Below are 18160 nucleotides of genomic sequence, written 5' to 3'. Positions count from 1 at the left end.
GCGGGCACCTTACTCCAAAAACCAGACGCGAGACGACAGACCTTGTACACGACCGGATACTTCAGCCACCGCGATTGCTGGAAGCACGAGATGGGTCCCGGTCATCCGGAATGCCCGGAGCGCCTGGACGCGATCGAGGACCGTCTGCTCATCACCGGCGTCGGCGATGCGCTGGACCGGCGCGAGGCGCCGATCGCCACCGCTGGCGACCTGGAGCTGGCCCATGGCCGCATGCACGTAGCCGCGCTGCGCGGCATGACCGACAGCCTGCAGGAGCAGATCATCGCGGGCGGCCCCACGCATGCGCAGATCGACCCGGACACCAGCCTGAACGTGCACACCTGGAACGCGGCCCTGCGCGCGGCCGGCGCCGCCATCGCAGCGACCGACGCCGTGCTGGCCGGCGAGATGGAGAACGCGTTCTGCTCGGTGCGCCCGCCCGGCCACCACGCCTGCCGCGACCAGGCCATGGGCTTTTGCTTCTTCAACAACGTGGCGCTGGCGGCGCGCTATGCGCTGGAACGCCACGGCCTGTCGCGCGTGGCGATCGTGGACTTCGACGTGCACCACGGCAACGGCACCGAGGACATCGTGGCCGGCGACCCGCGCATCCTGATGGTCAGCTTCTACCAGCATCCGTTCTATCCGATGGACGCACCGCACTCGGACGCAGCCAACCTCGTGAACCTGCCCGTGCCGGCCTACACGCGCGGCATGGACATCCGCGAACTGGTCGAGTACGGCTGGATGCCGCGGCTGGAGGAGCACCGGCCCGAGATGATCTTCATCAGCGCCGGCTTCGACGCGCACCGCGAGGACGACATGGGCCAGCTGGGCCTGGTCGAGCAGGACTACGCCTGGATCACCGGCCGCATCAAGGAGGTGGCGCTGCGCCATGCCAGGGGCCGCATCGTGAGCTGCCTGGAAGGCGGCTACCACCTGGGCGCGCTGGCGCGCAGCGTGGAAGCGCACATCCGCGTCCTGGCCGATCTGTAACAGGCGCGGCTCGCGCAGGGGCTGCCGCTACCATCGTGTGGTGCGCCCCGGACTTCATGGGGCCACGCCACAACACACACCCAGGGAGTTCACACACATGGCAGACATCCACTTCATCGGCGGCGAAAAAGGCGGCGTCGGCAAATCGCTGACGGCCCGCGTGCTGGCCCAGTACTTCATCGACAAGCAGCTCCCGTTCGTGGGCTTCGACACCGACCGCTCGCACGGCGCGCTGCTGCGCTTTTACGCCGACTACGCATCGCCCGTGTCCATGGACCGCGCCGAGGCGCTGGACGCCATCGTCGAAGCGGCTGCCGCCGAACCCGGGCGCCGCGTGCTGGTCGACCTGGCGGCCCAGACGCACGACACGCTCGCGCAGTGGATGGAAGAAGCCAGCCTGCTGGCCGTGGCGGCCGAGGAGGGCATCCAGCTGCACTACTGGCATGTGATGGACGCCGGCAAGGACTCGGCCGACCTGCTCAAGAAGCTGCTCGACCGCTTTGGCAACGGCCTGCAGTACGTGCTGGTGCGCAACCAGATCCGTGGCACCGACTTCTCGGTGCTCGACAAATCGGGCCAGGAAGCGCGTGCGATCGAGCTGGGCGCCAAGGTCGTGAACCTCAAGAAGCTCAGCGAGTCGGCGCTGCTCAAGATCGACGACGCCAGCAGCAGCTTCTGGAAGGCCTCCGTGGCCGGCGGCGGCCTGGGCCTGCTGGACCGCCAGCGCGTCAAGACCTGGCTGGCCGACACCTACCGCGAGTTCGAAAAAGCCGGCCTCTGAGATGCAGGTCGAGCGCCTGCGCTTCGCGTACCCCGGCGAGCCGGTGCTGGTGCGTGACTGGTCCGCCACGATCGCGCCGGGCATCACCGAGCTGCATGGCGACACGGGCAGCGGCAAGACCACGTTGCTGCGCGTGCTGGCGGGCGAGCTGCCCGCCGCCGGGCGGCTGACACTGGGCGGCGCCGTGCTGGCCGAGGCGCCGGATCGCTACCGGCGACAGGTCTTCTACATCGACCCGGGCACCGAGCGATTCCACGCGCTCACCGGGCGAGCCTGCATCGCGGCGCTGGCCGAGGGCGACGCCGGCTTCGACGGTGCGCGCTGCGAGGCGCTGGTGCAGGGCTTCGGGCTGGAGCCCCATATCGAAAAGCCGCTGTACATGCTGTCCACCGGCTCGCGGCGCAAGGTCTGGCTGGCGGCAGCCCTGGCATCGGGCCGGCCGCTGACCCTGCTGGACGAGCCGACCGCCGCCCTGGACAGCGGCTCGATCCGCCACCTGTGGTCGGCATTGGCGGACGTCGCCGCCCGGCGAGACCGCGCGGTGCTGCTCGCGAGCAGTGAACGCATCGAGGGACTGCCCTTGGCGGCCAGCATCTTCCTGCCGCTTTGAACCGATGGCGCCGCGCAGGCGCGGCGATCAATCCCGCTCGCGCGCCCGCACGATCAGCACGGCGCCGATCGCCACGGCACCAAGCAGGGCCACGCCCAGCGCGAGCTGCATGTGCGACACGGGCGCTGGCGGCTTGGGGCTGCCATGCACGGCCGGGTAGCGCGACGCATCGAACAGGTTGCCCTGCGAGATCGGCGTGCGCTCGGCCTTGGCCAGCGCGCGGTCGGTGACCCATTTGGCGATGCGGCCGACCAGCCCAGGCACGGCAGCCTGGGCCAGGCGGCCCGGCAGCGACGGCACGCCCAGCCACGTGGTGGGGCGCGGCTTGCGTGCCAGGCGCACGATGACCGCGGCCACGTGGTCCGGATCGGACATGCCCGGCGGGCCGCTCAGGCGGCGGCCCGTGAAATTGGCGCCGTGGCGCAGGCCCGGCGTATTGACGAAGGCGGGCGCCACGTCGCAGACGTGCACACCGGGGGTGTCCGACAGCTCCGCACGCAGCGTGGCCGACCAGCCGCGAAGGCCGAACTTGCTGGCCACGTAGGCAGCGGCATAAGGCGTGGGCACCCAGCCGCCGAGCGAGATCATGTTGATGAGCACACCGGCGCCCTGGCTGCGAAAGTGCGGCAGCACGGCATGGGCACCGTGCATGTGGCCCAGCAGGTTGGATTCGATGACGCGGCGATGCGCCTCCATGGGCGTGGCCTCGAACCGGCCGATGGCGCCGACACCCACGTTGTTCACCCAGACGTCGATGCCGCCGAAGCGGCGCAGCGCGGCTGCGGCGAGCGCGCGCACGGCCTTGGCGTCGGCGACGTCGGTCGGCACGACCAGTGCCTGCGCACCCAGACGCATGCATTGGGCGGCCACGAGTTCCAGGGCTTCGGGGTTGCGCGCAGCGAGCACGACGCGGGCCCGCTGGCGGGCAAAGGCCAGAGCCGTCGCGCGGCCGATGCCGCTGGATGCTCCGGTGATGACGACGACTGGAGAGGTTGGCATGGGAGATGACATGCTGGAAGCAGGCCGCGCTGGGCTGTTGTGATCTGGTGCGCACAGCATAGAGCCAACGGCGGCCATCGGCGTAGGACGCGTGCGCATGATGTGGACCGCCGGCAACGGCCTCGACGCTGGCCGGGGCCCGCGGCTGACGGCGGCGTGGGTGGTCGCACAGGTAACACCCACGCCCTGCGGTGCCCAATAGCGCGGCATAGAATCGTGCGGTTTGTCTCAGTGTCCGCAATTCGAGCAACTTCAAGAGGAGTCACATCAATGAAGATCCTGGTCCCCGTCAAACGCGTGGTCGACTACAACGTCAAAGTCCGTGTCAAGAGCGATGGCAGCGGCGTCGACATCGCCAACGTCAAGATGAGCATGAACCCGTTTGACGAGATCGCGATCGAAGAAGCGGTGCGCCTGAAGGAAAAGGGTGTGGCCACCGAGGTCATTGCCGTCTCCTGCGGCGTGCAGCAATGCCAGGAAACCCTGCGCACCGCCATGGCCATCGGCGCCGACCGCGCCATCCTCGTGCAGACCGACGCGGAGCTCCAGCCGCTGGCCGTCGCCAAGCTGCTCAAGGCCGTGGTCGACAAGGAGCAACCCGGCCTCATCATCCTGGGCAAGCAGGCCATCGACGACGACTGCAACCAGACCGGCCAGATGCTGGCCGCCCTGGCCGACCTGCCCCAAGCCACCTTCGCGAGCAAGGTCGAAGTGTCGGGCGAGAAGGTCAAGGTCACGCGCGAAGTCGACGGTGGCCTGGAAACGCTGGAGCTGTCCACGCCTGCGGTCATCACCACCGACCTGCGCCTGAACGAGCCGCGCTACGTGACGCTGCCCAACATCATGAAGGCCAAGAAGAAGCAGCTGGACACCTTGAAGCCGGAAGACCTGGGCGTGGACGTGGCCAGCAAGCTCAAGACGCTCAAGGTCAGCGAGCCGCCCAAGCGCAGCGCCGGCATCAAGGTGCCCGACGTGGCGACCCTGGTTGCCAAGCTCAAGAACGAAGCCAAAGTCATCTGAGGAGCAAGAACCACATGACCACTCTCGTCATCGCAGAACACGACAACGCCAGCATCAAGGGCGCCACCCTGAACACCGTCACCGCCGCAATCGCCTGCGGTGGTGACGTGCACGTGCTGGTGGCCGGCCACAACGCGGGCGAAGCCGCCAAGGCTGCAGCCCAGATCGCCGGCGTCGCCAAGGTGCTGCACGCCGAATCCGCCGGCCTGGCCCATGGCCTGGCCGAGAACGTGGCCGCGCAGGTGCTGGCCATCGCCAGCAACTACAGCCACATCCTGCTGCCCGCCACGGCCAGCGGCAAGAACATCGCCCCGCGCGTGGCCGCCAAGCTGGACGTGAGCCAGATCAGCGAGATCATCAAGGTCGACAGCCCCGACACCTTCGAGCGCCCGATCTACGCCGGCAACGCGATTGCCACGGTGCAGAGCGGCGATGCCGTCAAGGTCATCACGGTGCGCACCACGGGCTTCGACGGCGCGGCTGCCACCGGTGGCTCGGCTGCTGTCGAAAGTCTGAATGCATCGGCCGACAGCGACAAGGTCAGCTTCGTGGGCTCCGAGATCGCCAAGAGCGAGCGCCCCGAACTGACGGCCGCCAAGATCATCGTCTCCGGTGGTCGCGCGCTCGGCTCCTCCGAGAAGTTCAACGAGGTCATGACGCCGCTGGCCGACAAGCTGGGCGCGGCGATCGGCGCCAGCCGCGCGGCGGTGGACGCGGGCTACGCGCCCAATGACCTGCAGGTCGGCCAGACCGGCAAGATCGTGGCGCCGCAGCTGTACATCGCGGCCGGCATCTCGGGCGCCATCCAGCACCTGGCCGGCATGAAGGACAGCAAGGTCATCGTGGCGATCAACAAGGACCCGGAGGCGCCGATCTTCTCGGTGGCCGACTACGGGCTGGAGGCGGACCTGTTCACGGCCGTCCCCGAACTGGTCAAGGCACTGTGAGGGCCTGAACCGTCCAGGGTCAGCGCACAAGGGCATCGCACCGCGATGCCCTTTTTTCATGGAAGAACAAGAGGAGATGCAGATGGCTTACGTCGCGCCACTGAAGGACATGCTGTTCAACATCCGCCACCTGGCGGGCATCGAGCAGATCGCCCAGCTGCCGGGCTTCGAGGACGCTGGTTTCGAGACGGCGCAGGCCGTGCTCGAGGAGTCGGCCCGTTTCAACCAGGACGTGGTCGCGCCGCTCAACGAAGCCGGTGACCGCAACCCCTCGTCCTGGAAGGATGGCGTGGTCACGACGACGCCTGGCTTCAAGGACGCGTTCAAGCAATTCACGGCCGGCGGCTGGCAGGGCCTGCAGCACCCCGGCGACTTCGGCGGCCAGGGCCTGCCCAAGACCATCGGCGCGGCCTGCGTGGAGATGCTGAACTCGGCCAACCTGAGTTTCGCGCTGTGCCCGCTGCTCAGCGACGGCGCCATCGAGGCGCTGCTGACGGCCGGCAGCGACGAGCTGAAGACCACCTACCTGGACAAGCTGGTCAGCGGCGAATGGACCGGCACCATGAACCTGACCGAGCCCCAGGCCGGCAGCGACCTGGCGATGGTGCGCACGCGCGCCGAGCCGCTGCCCGACGGCCGCTACAAGGTGTTCGGCACCAAGATCTTCATCACCTACGGCGAGCACGACATGGCGGACAACATCGTCCACCTGGTGCTGGCGCGCGTGCAGGGCGCGCCCGAGGGCGTGAAGGGCATCAGCCTGTTCGTCGTTCCCAAGTTCCTCGTGAATGCCGATGGCAGCCTGGGTGAGCGCAACGACGTGCGCTGCGTGAGCATCGAGCACAAGCTGGGCATCAAGGCCAGCCCCACGGCCGTGCTGCAGTTCGGCGATGCGGGCCACGGCGCGATCGGGCAACTGGTGGGCGAGGAGAACCGCGGCCTCGAATACATGTTCATCATGATGAACGCGGCGCGCTACGCCGTGGGCGTGCAGGGCATCGCCGTGGCCGAGAGCGCCTACCAGAAGGCTGCTGCCTTTGCGAAAGACCGCGTGCAGAGCCGCCCCGTGGACGGCAGCGTGGCCGCCAGCGCGCCCATCGTCCACCACCCCGACGTGCGCCGCATGCTCATGACCATGCGCGCGCTGACCGAGGGCTGCCGCGCCATGGCCAGCGTGGCCGCCGCAGCCTACGACGCCGCGCACCACCATCCCGATGCGGACACGCGCAAGCAGAACCAGGCCTTCTACGAGTTCATGGTGCCGCTGGTGAAGGGCTACAGCACCGAGATGAGCCTGGAGGTCACCTCGCTGGGCGTGCAGGTGCACGGCGGCATGGGCTTCATCGAGGAGACGGGCGCGGCGCAGTTCTACCGCGACGCGCGCATCCTGCCCATCTACGAGGGCACGACTGCGATCCAGGCCAACGACCTGGTGGGCCGCAAGACCGCACGCGACGGCGGCAAGGGCGCCAAGGCCATCGCGGCGCAAATCGAGACGACAGAGGCTGAACTCGCCAAGAGTGGCAGCGACGACGCCAAGGCGGTGCTGCGTCGCCTGGCCGCTGCGCGCCAGGCCTTCGTGGAGGTGGTGGACTTCATCGCCGGCCATGGCAGGAGCGACCCCAACGCCGCCTACGCCGGCTCCGTGCCCTACTTGCTGCTGGCCGGCAACCTGGTGGCCGGTTGGCAACTGGCGCGCGCGCTGCTGGTGGCCGAGCAGCAGCGCGGCGAGGACGCCGCCTTCATGCAGGCCAAGATCGTCACGGCGCGCTTTTACGCCGACCACATCCTGACCCGCATCCCGGGCCAGCGCGACGCCATCGTCGACGGTGCGGGCAGCGTGACCGCGCTGGCGCTCGACGCGTTCTGAGGGCTGGCGCCATGGCGACACCCTTATCCGGCCCCCAGGTGGCCCTGGTCATCGGCGCTGGCGACGCCACCGGCGGCGCCATCGCGCGGCGCTTCGCGCGCGAGGGTTACATCGCCTGCGTGTCGCGCCGCTCGGCCGACAAGCTGCAGCCGCTGGTCGATGCCATCCGCGCCGAGGGCGGCCAGGCCCACGGCTATGGCAGCGATGCGCGCAAGGAGGAAGACGTGGCGGCGCTGTTCGAGCAGATCGAGGCCACGCACGGCCCGATCGAGGTGCTGGTGTTCAACATCGGCGCCAACGTGCCCTGCAGCATCCTGGACGAGACCGCGCGCAAGTACTTCAAGATCTGGGAGATGGCCTGCCTGAGCGGCTTCCTGAATGCACAGCAGGCGGCGCGGCGCATGGTGGCGCGCGGGCACGGCACCATTTTGTTCACGGGCGCCACGGCGGCGCTGCGCGGCGCTGCCAACTTCGCGGCCTTCGCCGGGGCCAAGCACGCGTTGCGCGCGCTGGCCCAGAGCATGGCGCGCGAGCTGGGGCCGCGTGGCGTGCACGTGGCGCACGTGGTGGTCGACGGCGCCATCGACACCGAGTTCATCCGCAGCAACTTCCCGCAGCGCTATGCGCTCAAGGAGCAGGGCGGCATCCTGGACCCGGAGCACATCGCCGAGAACTACTGGTACCTGCACAGCCAGCCGCGCGACGCGTGGACGTTCGAGCTGGACCTGCGCCCCTACATGGAACCTTGGTGACGCCCGCGGGTACCCGGCAACGCACAGGGCGTCAATAATCCTGCCGCTTCCATCTCGAACAACGGAGACGCAATGTCCAAGCTTCCCGCCCCCCTGAACGCGCTGCCGCTGCCCATCATCGGCTCGCCGCTGTTCATCATCAGCAACCCCAAGCTCGTGATCGCGCAGTGCACGGCCGGCGTGGTGGGCTCCATGCCCGCGCTGAACGCGCGGCCGGCCGAGCAACTCGACGAGTGGCTGGCCGAGATCACCGAGACGCTGGCCGCCTGGGACCGTGACCACCCGGACCAGCCCGCCGCGCCGTTCGCCATCAACCAGATCGTGCACAAGTCCAACGAGCGGCTGCAGCACGACATGGAACTGTGCGTGAAGTACAAGGTGCCGATCATCATCACCAGCCTGGGCGCGCGCGAGGACGTCAACGCCGCGGCGCACAGCTATGGTGGCGTGGTGCTGCACGACATCATCAACAACAAGTTCGCGCGCAAGGCCATCGACAAAGGCGCCGACGGCTTGATCGCCGTGGCAGCCGGTGCCGGCGGCCACGCGGGTGTGAAGAGCCCTTTCGCGCTGATCCAGGAGATCCGCCAGTGGTTCGACGGGCCGATCGCGCTGTCGGGCAGCATCGCCACCGGCGGCGCGGTGCTGGCGGCGCAGGCCATGGGCGCCGACTTCGCCTACATCGGCTCGGCGTTCATCGCCACCGAGGAAGCGCGTGCGGCCGAGGAATACAAGCACGCCATCGTGTCCGGCAGCTCCGACGACATCGTCTACAGCAACCTGTTCACGGGCGTGCACGGCAACTACCTGGCGGCCAGCATCCGCGCGGCGGGGCTGGACCCGGAGAACCTGCCGGTCAGCGACCCGAGCGCGATGAACTTCGCCAGCGGCAGCAGCAAGCCCAAGGCCTGGAAGGAGATCTGGGGCAGTGGCCAGGGCATCGGCGCCATCGACAAGGTGCGCCCGGCGGCCGAGTACATCGCGCAGCTCAAGCGCGAGTACCAGCAAGCGCGCGCCCGCCTGCTCTGAACCGATGCGTTCGATCTCCCGGCCGGTGCCCATGGCACCGGCTTTTTCGCGCCTGGGCGCGGCCGATGCGATCAAGGGCCTGGCGTGCCTGCTGATCGTCTGGCACCACCTGGCCTTCTACGGGCCGATGTCCGATGTGGCGCGGCCGCTCGCGCCCGGGCTCATCGACTGGCTGTACGCAGATGCGCGCCTGGCCGTGCAGGTGTTCCTGGCCGTTTCGGGCTTCCTGCAGGCACGCGGCATGGGCCTGGGCCGCTGGCCGGCCGGTGCGCCGCTGCACTGGGTGGGCAGGCGCTATGTGCGGCTGGTGGTGCCGTATTCCGTCGCGCTGCTGCTCGCCGTGCTGGCGGCGGCCTGCGCGCGCGCCGCCCTGGGCGACCATCCCGCGGTGCCGGCCGCGCCGCAGTGGCCACAGCTGCTGGCCCATCTGCTGTTGCTGCAGGACCTGCTCGGCATCGACGCGCTGTCGGCCGGTGTGTGGTACGTGGCGATCGACTTCCAGCTGTTCGTGCTAACGGTTGTGCTATGCGCGGCCGGGCGCAGCCTGCAGCGCCGCTGGCCCGGACTGCGCGCCCCCGAGGTCTGGGCGGTGGCCGGGGCCGCGGCCGCCTCGCTGCTGTGGTTCAACCGCGATGCGCGGCTGGACGCGACTGCGCTGTACTTCATCGGCGCCTATGGCCTGGGCCTGCTCGCGGGCTGGGCCACGCGCAGCGCCCGGCCCGTGCCAGCGCTGGCGGCGGTCGCGGCGCTGGGCCTGGCGGCGCTGGCCATCGACTGGCGTGGCCGCATCGCGGTGGCACTGGCAACGGCCTTGCTGCTGGCCCTTCTGCAGCGCCACGGCTTGCCGCGCGGCTGGCGCGTACCGCAGGTGCTGGAGCGGCTGGGCCAGGCCTCGTATGCCGTGTTCCTCGTGCACTTCCCGGTCATGTTGCTGGTCGCGAGCGTGTGGAGCACCCTCTGGCCCACGCAGCCGCTGGCCCATGCGCTGGGCATGGCCGTGGCGTTCGCGCTGTCGCTGCTGGCCGGCCGGCAGCTGCACCGGCTCGAAACCCGGCTGGCCCGCCCGCGCATGGCGTTGGGCGTGCAGCTGGCCCTGGTGGCGACCAGCCTGTTGGTCATCCGTCTCAGCGCCACCTGAGGGTTCCCCTCTGGCTCGCACAGGCGGCCATGGCGCTGGGTTCGACGCACTGCAAGGAGTCTGCATGACAAGGTGCATGGCCATGCGCCTGGACTGACACGGGGCCGCGCGCCTGTTGGCGGTGCAAAACCTACGCGTGCGTTGCTGCGCTGAAGAGGAGCGGCGCATCGCCAACCTGCCAGGGGGCGAACCTGGGCATGGCGCGCTCGAACAGGGCCGAAGCCTGCCAGTCCCGCAGCCAGGCCTGCACTGCCGGCCAGGGTTGGGCTGCGAACCAGTCTGGCGCGACGGCAGCAAACTGGCGCAGGAACGGCGCCAGCGCCATGTCGGCCAGCGTCGCATGCCGGCCGAACAGGAAGGGTGCGGCGGCCAGCCGATGCTGCAGGCCGTCGATGAAGGGCCGGGCAGCTTCGCGTGCCCGCGTGCCGTCGGGCTCCTGGTGACGCTGCGGGTACTTGTAGCGGTCGAGCAGGGGCTTGAACTGCGTGTCGTTGTCGGCCACCAGCGCCAGCATCTGCGCCAGATCTCCCTCGCTCGGCACCAGCCACCCGAGCGGATCGTGCCGGCGCAGCGCCCACAGCATGATGTCCAGGCTCTGGTCGATGACCGTGCCGTCCTGCAGGGCCAGCACGGGCACCGTCGCCTTGGGCGATGCATCCCGCAGCGCCTGCGGCTTGTCGCGCAGCACGACCTCGCGCAGTTCGCAGGCCTGGCCGCTGGCCAGCAGCGCGAGCCGGGCACGCATCGCATAGGGGCAGCGCCGGAACGAGTACAGGATGGGCAGGCCCGCGCCCGAAGCGGCCGTCATGGCAGCGTGGCGCCCACGTGGGGCGTGCCGCGCGCTGCGGCCAGCACCACCTGGCGCTGGCGTTCGCGCAGGCCCTGCTGTTCGGCTGCGCTGCGCGTGCCGGCGCAGTGCGCGCACTGCACGCCCTCAACGAAGAGGGGCGAGGCCTGGTCCGCCGGGCTCAACGGCAACCGGCACGAACGGCACAGCGCATGCGAGCCGGGCGCCAGCCCATGGCCCACGGCCACGCGCTCGTCGAACACGAAGCACTCGCCGCGCCACCGGCTGTCTTCGGGCGGCACGGTTTCCAGGTAGGCCAGGATGCCGCCCTGCAAGTGGTGCACTTCGTCGAAGCCCTGCGCGCGCAGCAGGGCCGAGGCCTTCTCGCAGCGGATGCCGCCGGTGCAGAACATCGCCACCGGCGGCTTGCCGGCCAGCAGGCCGCCCGGCGCGGACTGCGCCTGCACCCAGGCCGGCCAGTCGGTGAAGGCTTGCGTGTGCGGATCGACGGCGCCGGCGAAGCTGCCGATGCCGACCTCGTAGCCGTTGCGCACGTCGATCACCACCACGTCGGGCCGCGCGATCAGGGCGTTCCAGTCGCGCGGCGCGACGTAATGGCCGGCCTGCTCGACCGGCGAGATGCCGGGCACGCCCATGGTGACGATCTCCGCCTTGCAGCGCACCTTGAGGCGGTAGAAGGGCATGGCGTCGCAGGCGGCGGTGCGTAGCATCAGCTGGGCCAGCCGCGGGTCGGCACGCAGCCAGTCCAGCACGGCCTTGACGGCTTCGTCGGGCCCGGCGATGGTGCCGTTGATGCCTTCCTCGGCCAGCAGCACGTTGCCGCGCACACCCAGCGCTTCACAGCGTGCGCGCAGCGGCGCCACCCATTGCGCGCAGTCGGGCAGCGCGGCGAAGCAGTAGAACGCTGCGGTCAGCACGCTGTCAGACCGTCGGGTCGGTGCCTGCGGCCTTCTGCGCGGCGCGGGGCAGCCTGGCGCCGCTCTGGCGGTCGCGGAACAGCGCGGCGCGCATCAGAAAGATGGTGGTGACGGGCGCCGTCAGTGCCACGAACAGCGCGATCAGCACGGCGTGCAGGAACAGGTTCGTGCCCTGTACCGAGAAGTACACGATGGTCGCGATCATCACGCACCAGGCGCCGGCCGTCGCGCCCAGGGTGGGCGCGTGGATGCGGTTGTAGAAGCTGGGCAGGCGCACCAGGCCGAACGAGCCGATGGCGGCGAAGGCCGCGCCCAGCACCGCGAAGAAGGCGGTGAGGATCTCCGCCCAAAGCGGCAATGCATTCACTTGACGCCTCCGTACCATTGCGCGAGACCAAGCATTGCGCCGTCGGCCTCATGATCGAAGGCACTGGGCCGACCCCCGCAAGCGGGGCCCCTCGTCCTCGCGTTCATTCGATCACCTCCCCACGCAACAGAAACTTCGCCAGCACCGTCGAGCCGACGAAGCCGAACAGCGCGATCAGCATCGCGGCCTCGAAGTACACGTTGCTGGCGTAGACGATGCCCAGCACCAGCATGGTCAGCATGCCGTTGATGTACAGGCAGTCCAGCGCCATGACGCGGTCCTGCGCGCTGGGGCCGACCAGCAGCCGGTACAGCGCGCAGAGCATGGCCAGCGCCAGCAGGAACAGCGCGATCTTCAGGCCCCAGAACAGAACGGGTGTCATTGGAAGATCTCCAGCAGGGGGCGTTCGTAACGCTGCTTCAGGCGGGCCACGAATTCCTCTTCGTCGACGAGGTCGAACACGTGGATGAGCAAAGTGGAGCGGTCGAACGACAGTTCTCCCCAGGCCGTGCCCGGCGTCAGGCACATGATCATGGCCAGCACGGCCAGGCCGTTGGGGTCGCGCAGTTCCAGCGGGATCTGCACGAAGTAGCCGTTCAGGCGCGCGTTGCGCCTGGTCAGCACCAGGCGGGCCACGTTCAGCGCCGACACCAGCATGTCGACGATGGCGTCGCCGGCCAGGCGCAGCGCCACGACGGGCCTGCGCATGCGCACGGTCGCGGGGCGCAAACTGCGCGTGAGCAGCGGCACGACGATGGCCAGGATGGCGCCGGACAGCAGCGTCGTGGCATGCAGCGACTGGTGCAGCAGCACCCAGACGATGAGCAGGGTGCCCGACAGCGGGGGCGAGGGGATCAGGCGTTTCATCGCGCGTTCTCCTTGGGCGGCGGCGGTACCTGCCGTGCGTCCGCCACCGCATGGCGGTAGACCAGCGAGGAGCGCAGTGCGTCGGCCGTGGCCTGGGCGTGCTGCATGATCGGCCCGGCGCCCACGGTCACACCGATGCTGGCGGCCAGCAGCACGGCGACCGGGATCACCTCGAGCGCCGGCAGCGAGGGCAGGTTGGCATGCGGCTGGTTCCAGAAATGCCGGATGCCGGCGCGGCATAGCGCCACCAGCGTGAGAAAGCCCGCGACGATCAGCAGGGCCATGAAGGCCACACCCGCATTGCCCAGCTCGCGCGCCTGCAGCAGCCCGGCCAGCATCGCGAACTTGCCGACGAAGCCCGACAGCGGCGGCAGCCCGGCCAGCAGCAAGGTGCAGACGATGAACGCAATGCCCAGGAAGGCCACGCCGGCCGGGATGGCCCGGCCGTACAGCGCCTGCGCGTCGTCGTCCAGGTTCACGTCGGACATCAGCCGCAGGTCTTCGCCGAGGAACGGTGAGTCGTCGGCCGCGGCATGCGGCGCCACGCTGGAGCCATTGCGCCAGCGCTCGATCATGTCGATGAGCAGAAAGAACGCGCTCACGGCCAGCGTGGAGCTGATGAGGTAGTACAGCGCGCCGGCCCAGATCGCGCTGCGGCCCAGGCCGATGGCGGCCAGCAGCGTGCCGGCCGAGACCAGCACGCTGTAGGCGGCCAGCAGCGCCAGCCGCTGCGTGCCCAGGATGCCCAGCGCACCGACGAACAGGGTGGCGATGCCGATGGCCACGATGGCGGTCTGCCCGAACTGGGCCGAGGCGCTGGCGTCGGGCGCGAACAGCACCGTCCACAGCCGCAGCACGGTGTAGACGCCGAGCTTGGTCAGCAGCGCGAACACCGCGCCCACGGGCGCCACGGCCGCGCTGTAGGCCGGCACCAGCCAGAAGTTCAGCGGCCAGGCGCCGGCCTTGGCGAAGAAGGCCGTGGCCAGGATGGCCGCCGCCGCATGCACGAGGCCGCGGTCCGCCGGGTCCAGCGCGGCGATGCGCACCCCCAGGTCGGCCATGTTCAGCGTGCCGGTCACGCCGTACAGCATGGCCGCGCCGATCAGGAACAGGAAGGACGCCGCCAGGTTGATCGCGATGTAGTGCAGCCCGGCCTGCACGCGCAGACGGCCCGAGCCATGCAGCAACAGACCGTAGGACGCGGCCAGCATGACCTCGAAGAACACGAATAGGTTGAACAGGTCGCCGGTCAGGAACGCGCCGTTCAGCCCCATGAGCTGCAGCTGCAGCATCGGGTGGAAGTGCACGCCGGCCCGGTCCCAGCGCGAGGTGGAGTAGATGGACGCGGCGAACGCGATCACGCCGGTCAGCGCGACCATCATGGACGAGAGCCGGTCGGCCACCAGCACGATGCCGAACGGCGCCATCCAGTTGCCGGCCAGGTAGACGCCGATGGAGCCGGGGCCGTCGCCGGTCTCCGGCGCGTTGACCCAGCGCAGCAGCGCCAGCGCCACGAGCAGGCCCAGCACGCCGGAGATCACGGTCAGCGTGGCCTTGGTGCGGCGCTGGCGCTCCTCCAGCATCAGCATCAGCGCGGCCGTCAGCATGGGCAGCAGGATGGGCGCAGCGATCAGGTGCGGCATGCTCAATTCCAGCAGCCGGTCGAGCAGGCGAATCGCGTCCGTCATTCCTGGGCTTCCTGGCGTTCAGCGCCGTCCACGTGGTCGGTGCCGGTCAGGCCGCGCGAGGCCAGGATCACGACGAGGAACAGCGCCGTCATCGCGAAGCCGATCACGATGGCCGTCAGCACCAGGGCCTGTGGCATCGGGTCGGCCGTGTTCGCCAGCGTGGAGATGGTGCCGGGCACGAGCACGGGCTCGCTGTCGACCTTGAGCCGGCCCATGCTGAAGATGAACAGGTTCACGGCGTAGGACACCAGGGTCAGGCCCATGATGACCTGGAAGGTGCGCGGGCGCAGCAGCAGGTAGACCCCCGAGCTGGTCAGCACGCCGATGGCGATGGCCAGGACCATTTCCATTTTTCTAAGTGTCTCCATGCGAAGTTGACAGGGCCGCGCGTGCTTCGGCAGCGCGTTCCTCATGTTCCTCTGCCCAGCGGTGGCTGCGCACCGACTGGTGCGCCAGGCTGGTCAGGATCAGCATCGTGGAGCCCAGCACCAGCGCGAACACGCCGGTGTCGAAGAACAGCGCGCTGGGCACATGCAGCTCGCCCAGCACGGGCAGCGTGACATGGGCCGTGTGCGTGGTCAGGAACGGGTAGCCCATCACGATCGCGCCGCCGCCCGTCGCCAGCGCCAGCAGCAGGCCGGTGGCGATCCAGCGGCGCGGGTAGATGCGCAAATGCTCCTCCACCCATTCCGTGCCCGACACGATGTACTGCAGCAGCAGCGCGACCGACATCACGAGGCCGGCCACGAAGCCGCCGCCCGGCGCGTTGTGGCCGCGCATGAAGAAGTACACCGACACCAGCACCGCGAGCGGCAGCAGCAGCCGCACCAGCACGGCCGGCACCATGAGGTAGCCGACGGCCGTGTCCTTGGCCAGGCGCGGGTTCAGCAGGTCGCTGCTGCCGTCGTCGGACTGCGCCCGCTGCTGCAGCGGCAGCGCCATGGACTCGGGCGCGGGCCGAAAGCGCCGCAGCAGCGCGTAGACCGTCAGCGCCACGATGCCCAGCACCGTGATCTCGCCGAAGGTGTCGAAGCCGCGGAAGTCCACCAGCATCACGTTGACGACGTTGGTGCCGCCGCCCTCGGTCAGCGCGCGGTCCAGAAAGAAGGGCGAGATGCTCTGCGGGAAGCGCCGTGTCATGACCAGCCAGGCCAGCGTGGCCATGCCGGCCCCTGCGGCCGCCGCGATGGCCAGGTCACGGCCGCGCCGGCCCCAGGGCCGGATGCGGTCGCGCGCAGCCTGCACGGTGGCCTTGTTGCGCATGGGCAGCCAGCGCAGGCCCAGCAGGATCAGCACCGTGGTCACGGCCTCGACCACCAGCTGCGTCAGTGCCAGGTCGGGCGCCGAGAACCAGATGAAGGTCAGGCAGCAGGTCAGGCCCGCGCCGGCCGCGAGCATCAGCGAGGCCAGCCGGTGGAACTTGGCCTGCCAGGCCGCGGCCAGCGCGCAGACGCCGCCGATGATCCAGGTCATCGCGAACATGGGCGAGAACGGCAGCGGCGGGCGTTCGCCCGGGCCCGCGGGCACGAACCACAGCGCGGCACCCGCACCGGCCAGCGCCACGCAGACCATGAGCAGCAGCTGCGTCTGCAGCCGGTTCGTGGCCAGGATGCGGCGGCTGCGGCGGCCGACTTCGGTCAGGCGCGCGAGCAGGTTCTCGAAAATGCGCTGGCCGTCCAGCACGTGCAGCACCGGCGTGTGCGCCAGGCCGCCGGTCTCGCGCCTGCGCCGCTGCAGCAGGTACAGCGCGGCACCGCCGGCCAGCGCCACCAGGCTCATCACCAGTGGCAGGTTGAAGCCGTGCCAGATGGCCAGGCTGTACTCGGGCAGCGTGCCGCCGACCACGGGCGCGGCGGCAGCGGCCAGCATGGGGCCGACCGACCACTCGGGCACCACGCCGACGATCAGGCAGGCCAGCACCAGCAGCTCCACCGGCACGCGCATCCAGTGCGGCGGCTCGTGCGGGGGCTTGGGCACGGCGCCGATGCACGAAGGGCCGAAGAACACGTCAAACACGAAGCGCGCCGAATAGGCCACGCTGAAGATGCCGGCGATCGTCGCCAGCACCGGCAGGCTGCGGTCCACCCAGGGCGTGGAGGCCAGGAACACGGTCTCGGCGAAGAACATCTCCTTGGACAGGAAGCCGTTCAGCAGCGGCACCCCGGCCATGGACGCGCTGGCGATGATGGCCAGCAGGCCCGTGATCGGCATCAGCTTGAGCAGGCCGCTGAGCTTGCGGATGTCGCGCGTGCCGCTTTCGTGGTCGATGATGCCGGCGGCCATGAACAGCGAGGCCTTGAAGGTGGCGTGGTTCATGATGTGGAAGACCGCGGCCACGGCGGCCATGGGGCTGTTCAGGCCCAGCAGCAGCGTGATCAGGCCCAGGTGCGAGATGGTGGAGTAGGCCAGAAGGGCCTTCAGGTCACGCTGGAACATGGCCACGTAGGCGCCCAGCAGCAGCGTGATGGCGCCGGCCCCGCCGACCAGCCAGAACCACAGCTCGCTGCCGGCCAGTGCCGGCCACAGCCGCGCCATCAGGAACACGCCCAGCTTGACCATGGTGGCCGAGTGCAGGTAGGCCGAGATCGGCGTGGGCGCGGCCATGGCGCGCGGCAGCCAGAAATGGAACGGGAACTGCGCGCTCTTGGTGAACGCGCCCAGCAGCACCAGCACCAGCGCCACCGGATACAGCGGGTGCGCGAGGATCTGCGGCCCCGAAGCCAGCACCACGTCCAGGTCGTAGCTGCCCACGATGCGGCCCAGCACCAGCACGCCGGCCAGCAGCGCGAGGCCGCCCGCGCCCGTGACGGTGAGCGCCATGCGTGCGCCGCGCCGCGCGTCCTTGCGGTGGTGCCAGTACCCGATGAGCAGGAACGAGAACAGGCTGGTCAGCTCCCAGAACAGCACCATCTGCACCAGGTTGCCCGACAGGACCACGCCCATCATCGAGCCCATAAAGGCCAGGAAGAACGCGAAGAAGCGCGGCGCGGGGTCCGAGGCCGACAGGTAGTAGCGCGCGTACAGCACCACCAGCGCACCGATGCCGGTCACCAGCATGCAGAACAGCCACGCGAAGCCGTCCAGGCGGAACACGAGATTCACGCCGAGTGTGGGCAGCCACAGGTACTCCTCGCGCAGCACCTGCCCGCCGGTGATCTGGGGGAACAGCCAGGCGGCCTGGATGGCGCAACCCAGGGCGATCAGGCCGGCCAACGTGGCCTCGCGGTTGCGGGCGTTGGACGGCATGAACATCGCAAGGACACTGCCGATAAAGGGGATGAGGACGAGCAGGGCCAGGGACATTGCGATCGATTTTATCGATCGGTCATGGCAAGCCCTTTGTGGATTCCCGCAGCGGGTAAGTCTTTTCC

General features: G+C 69.4%; 18 protein-coding genes. 9 read left to right on the top strand and 9 right to left on the bottom strand.

The features are described 5' to 3' along the window. Positions 1 to 42 precede the first annotated feature (42 nt). The 3 genes from ASF43_RS18685 (at position 43) to ASF43_RS18675 (ending at position 2387) form a co-directional block, all read left to right on the top strand. Complete coding sequence (locus tag ASF43_RS18685) at positions 43 to 996, top strand: histone deacetylase family protein (protein ID WP_156373409.1); 954 nt, start codon at positions 43 to 45, stop codon at positions 994 to 996. A 97-nt stretch (positions 997 to 1093) separates the two neighbouring features. Further along, on the top strand, positions 1094 to 1777 hold the full coding sequence (locus ASF43_RS18680; protein ID WP_056184151.1) for a mobilization protein: 684 nt from the start codon (positions 1094 to 1096) through the stop codon (positions 1775 to 1777). A 1-nt stretch (position 1778) separates the two neighbouring features. Further along, a complete protein-coding gene (locus ASF43_RS18675) occupies positions 1779 to 2387 on the top strand; it encodes an ATP-binding cassette domain-containing protein (protein WP_056184150.1) in 609 nt (202 codons plus the stop codon). 27 nt (positions 2388 to 2414) lie between these two features. Here ASF43_RS18675 and ASF43_RS18670 read toward each other — a convergent pair whose 3' ends face one another. Then, complete coding sequence (locus ASF43_RS18670; RefSeq protein WP_235578299.1) at positions 2415 to 3386, bottom strand: SDR family oxidoreductase; 972 nt, start codon at positions 3384 to 3386, stop codon at positions 2415 to 2417. Between the two features lie 270 nt (positions 3387 to 3656). Here ASF43_RS18670 and ASF43_RS18665 point away from each other — a divergent pair, with 270 nt between their 5' ends. The 6 genes from ASF43_RS18665 to ASF43_RS18640 all read left to right on the top strand — a co-directional run bounded on the left by ASF43_RS18665 (position 3657) and on the right by ASF43_RS18640 (position 10142). Continuing rightward, positions 3657 to 4406, top strand: a complete 750-nt coding sequence (locus ASF43_RS18665) for an electron transfer flavoprotein subunit beta/FixA family protein (RefSeq protein ID WP_056184145.1) — start codon at positions 3657 to 3659, stop codon at positions 4404 to 4406. A 14-nt stretch (positions 4407 to 4420) separates the two neighbouring features. Next, on the top strand, positions 4421 to 5353 hold the full coding sequence (locus ASF43_RS18660) for an electron transfer flavoprotein subunit alpha/FixB family protein (RefSeq protein WP_056184143.1): 933 nt from the start codon (positions 4421 to 4423) through the stop codon (positions 5351 to 5353). Between the two features lie 82 nt (positions 5354 to 5435). Further along, the gene (locus tag ASF43_RS18655) at positions 5436 to 7223 is read left to right on the top strand and encodes an acyl-CoA dehydrogenase (protein WP_056184592.1); all 1788 of its coding nucleotides are present in this window, start codon (positions 5436 to 5438) and stop codon (positions 7221 to 7223) included. A gap of 11 nt (positions 7224 to 7234) precedes the next feature. Next, on the top strand, positions 7235 to 7975 hold the full coding sequence (locus ASF43_RS18650; RefSeq protein WP_056184141.1) for an SDR family oxidoreductase: 741 nt from the start codon (positions 7235 to 7237) through the stop codon (positions 7973 to 7975). 72 nt (positions 7976 to 8047) lie between these two features. Next, positions 8048 to 9004: a nitronate monooxygenase family protein gene (locus ASF43_RS18645; RefSeq protein WP_056184139.1), complete on the top strand. Its 957-nt coding sequence runs from the start codon at positions 8048 to 8050 to the stop codon at positions 9002 to 9004. A gap of 4 nt (positions 9005 to 9008) precedes the next feature. Then, positions 9009 to 10142 (top strand): acyltransferase, encoded by a 1134-nt coding sequence (locus ASF43_RS18640; RefSeq protein ID WP_235578298.1) that lies wholly within the window; start codon positions 9009 to 9011, stop codon positions 10140 to 10142. A 130-nt stretch (positions 10143 to 10272) separates the two neighbouring features. On the opposite strand, the gene ASF43_RS18635 is transcribed toward ASF43_RS18640, so the two are convergent. The 8 genes from ASF43_RS18635 to ASF43_RS18600 form a co-directional block, all read right to left on the bottom strand. Next, positions 10273 to 10950 carry a glutathione S-transferase gene (locus tag ASF43_RS18635; RefSeq protein WP_056184137.1) on the bottom strand — a complete coding sequence of 226 codons (678 nt, stop codon included), beginning with the start codon at positions 10948 to 10950 and terminating at the stop codon, positions 10273 to 10275. Then, positions 10947 to 11867: a rhodanese-related sulfurtransferase gene (locus ASF43_RS18630; protein WP_056184135.1), complete on the bottom strand. Its 921-nt coding sequence runs from the start codon at positions 11865 to 11867 to the stop codon at positions 10947 to 10949. The genes ASF43_RS18635 and ASF43_RS18630 overlap by 4 nt, the downstream gene beginning before the upstream one ends. Before the next feature lie 4 nt (positions 11868 to 11871). Beyond that, on the bottom strand, positions 11872 to 12234 hold the full coding sequence (gene mnhG / locus ASF43_RS18625; protein ID WP_235578297.1) for a monovalent cation/H(+) antiporter subunit G: 363 nt from the start codon (positions 12232 to 12234) through the stop codon (positions 11872 to 11874). Positions 12235 to 12337: 103 nt separating this feature from the next. Continuing rightward, on the bottom strand, positions 12338 to 12616 hold the full coding sequence (locus tag ASF43_RS18620; RefSeq protein WP_056184131.1) for a K+/H+ antiporter subunit F: 279 nt from the start codon (positions 12614 to 12616) through the stop codon (positions 12338 to 12340). Next, positions 12613 to 13101 carry a Na+/H+ antiporter subunit E gene (locus tag ASF43_RS18615; RefSeq protein ID WP_056184130.1) on the bottom strand — a complete coding sequence of 163 codons (489 nt, stop codon included), beginning with the start codon at positions 13099 to 13101 and terminating at the stop codon, positions 12613 to 12615. The genes ASF43_RS18620 and ASF43_RS18615 overlap by 4 nt, the downstream gene beginning before the upstream one ends. Continuing rightward, entirely contained in the window at positions 13098 to 14789 is a 1692-nt protein-coding gene (locus ASF43_RS18610) for a monovalent cation/H+ antiporter subunit D (RefSeq protein ID WP_056184128.1), read from the bottom strand. The genes ASF43_RS18615 and ASF43_RS18610 overlap by 4 nt, the downstream gene beginning before the upstream one ends. Next, positions 14786 to 15139 (bottom strand): Na+/H+ antiporter subunit C, encoded by a 354-nt coding sequence (locus ASF43_RS18605; RefSeq protein WP_056184126.1) that lies wholly within the window; start codon positions 15137 to 15139, stop codon positions 14786 to 14788. Before ASF43_RS18605 ends, ASF43_RS18610 begins: the two co-directional genes overlap by 4 nt. Positions 15140 to 15143: 4 nt before the next feature. After that, positions 15144 to 18092, bottom strand: coding sequence for a monovalent cation/H+ antiporter subunit A (locus ASF43_RS18600; protein ID WP_056184124.1), 2949 nt, complete (start codon positions 18090 to 18092; stop codon positions 15144 to 15146). Between the last annotated feature and the right edge of the window lie 68 nt (positions 18093 to 18160).

Origin of the sequence: Pseudorhodoferax sp. Leaf267, from assembly GCF_001422405.1 — a bacterium.
Classification (GTDB): domain Bacteria; phylum Pseudomonadota; class Gammaproteobacteria; order Burkholderiales; family Burkholderiaceae_C; genus Pseudorhodoferax.
Note: the sequence above shows the minus strand (reverse complement) of the source record. Positions and strands in the feature narration are given on the sequence as shown.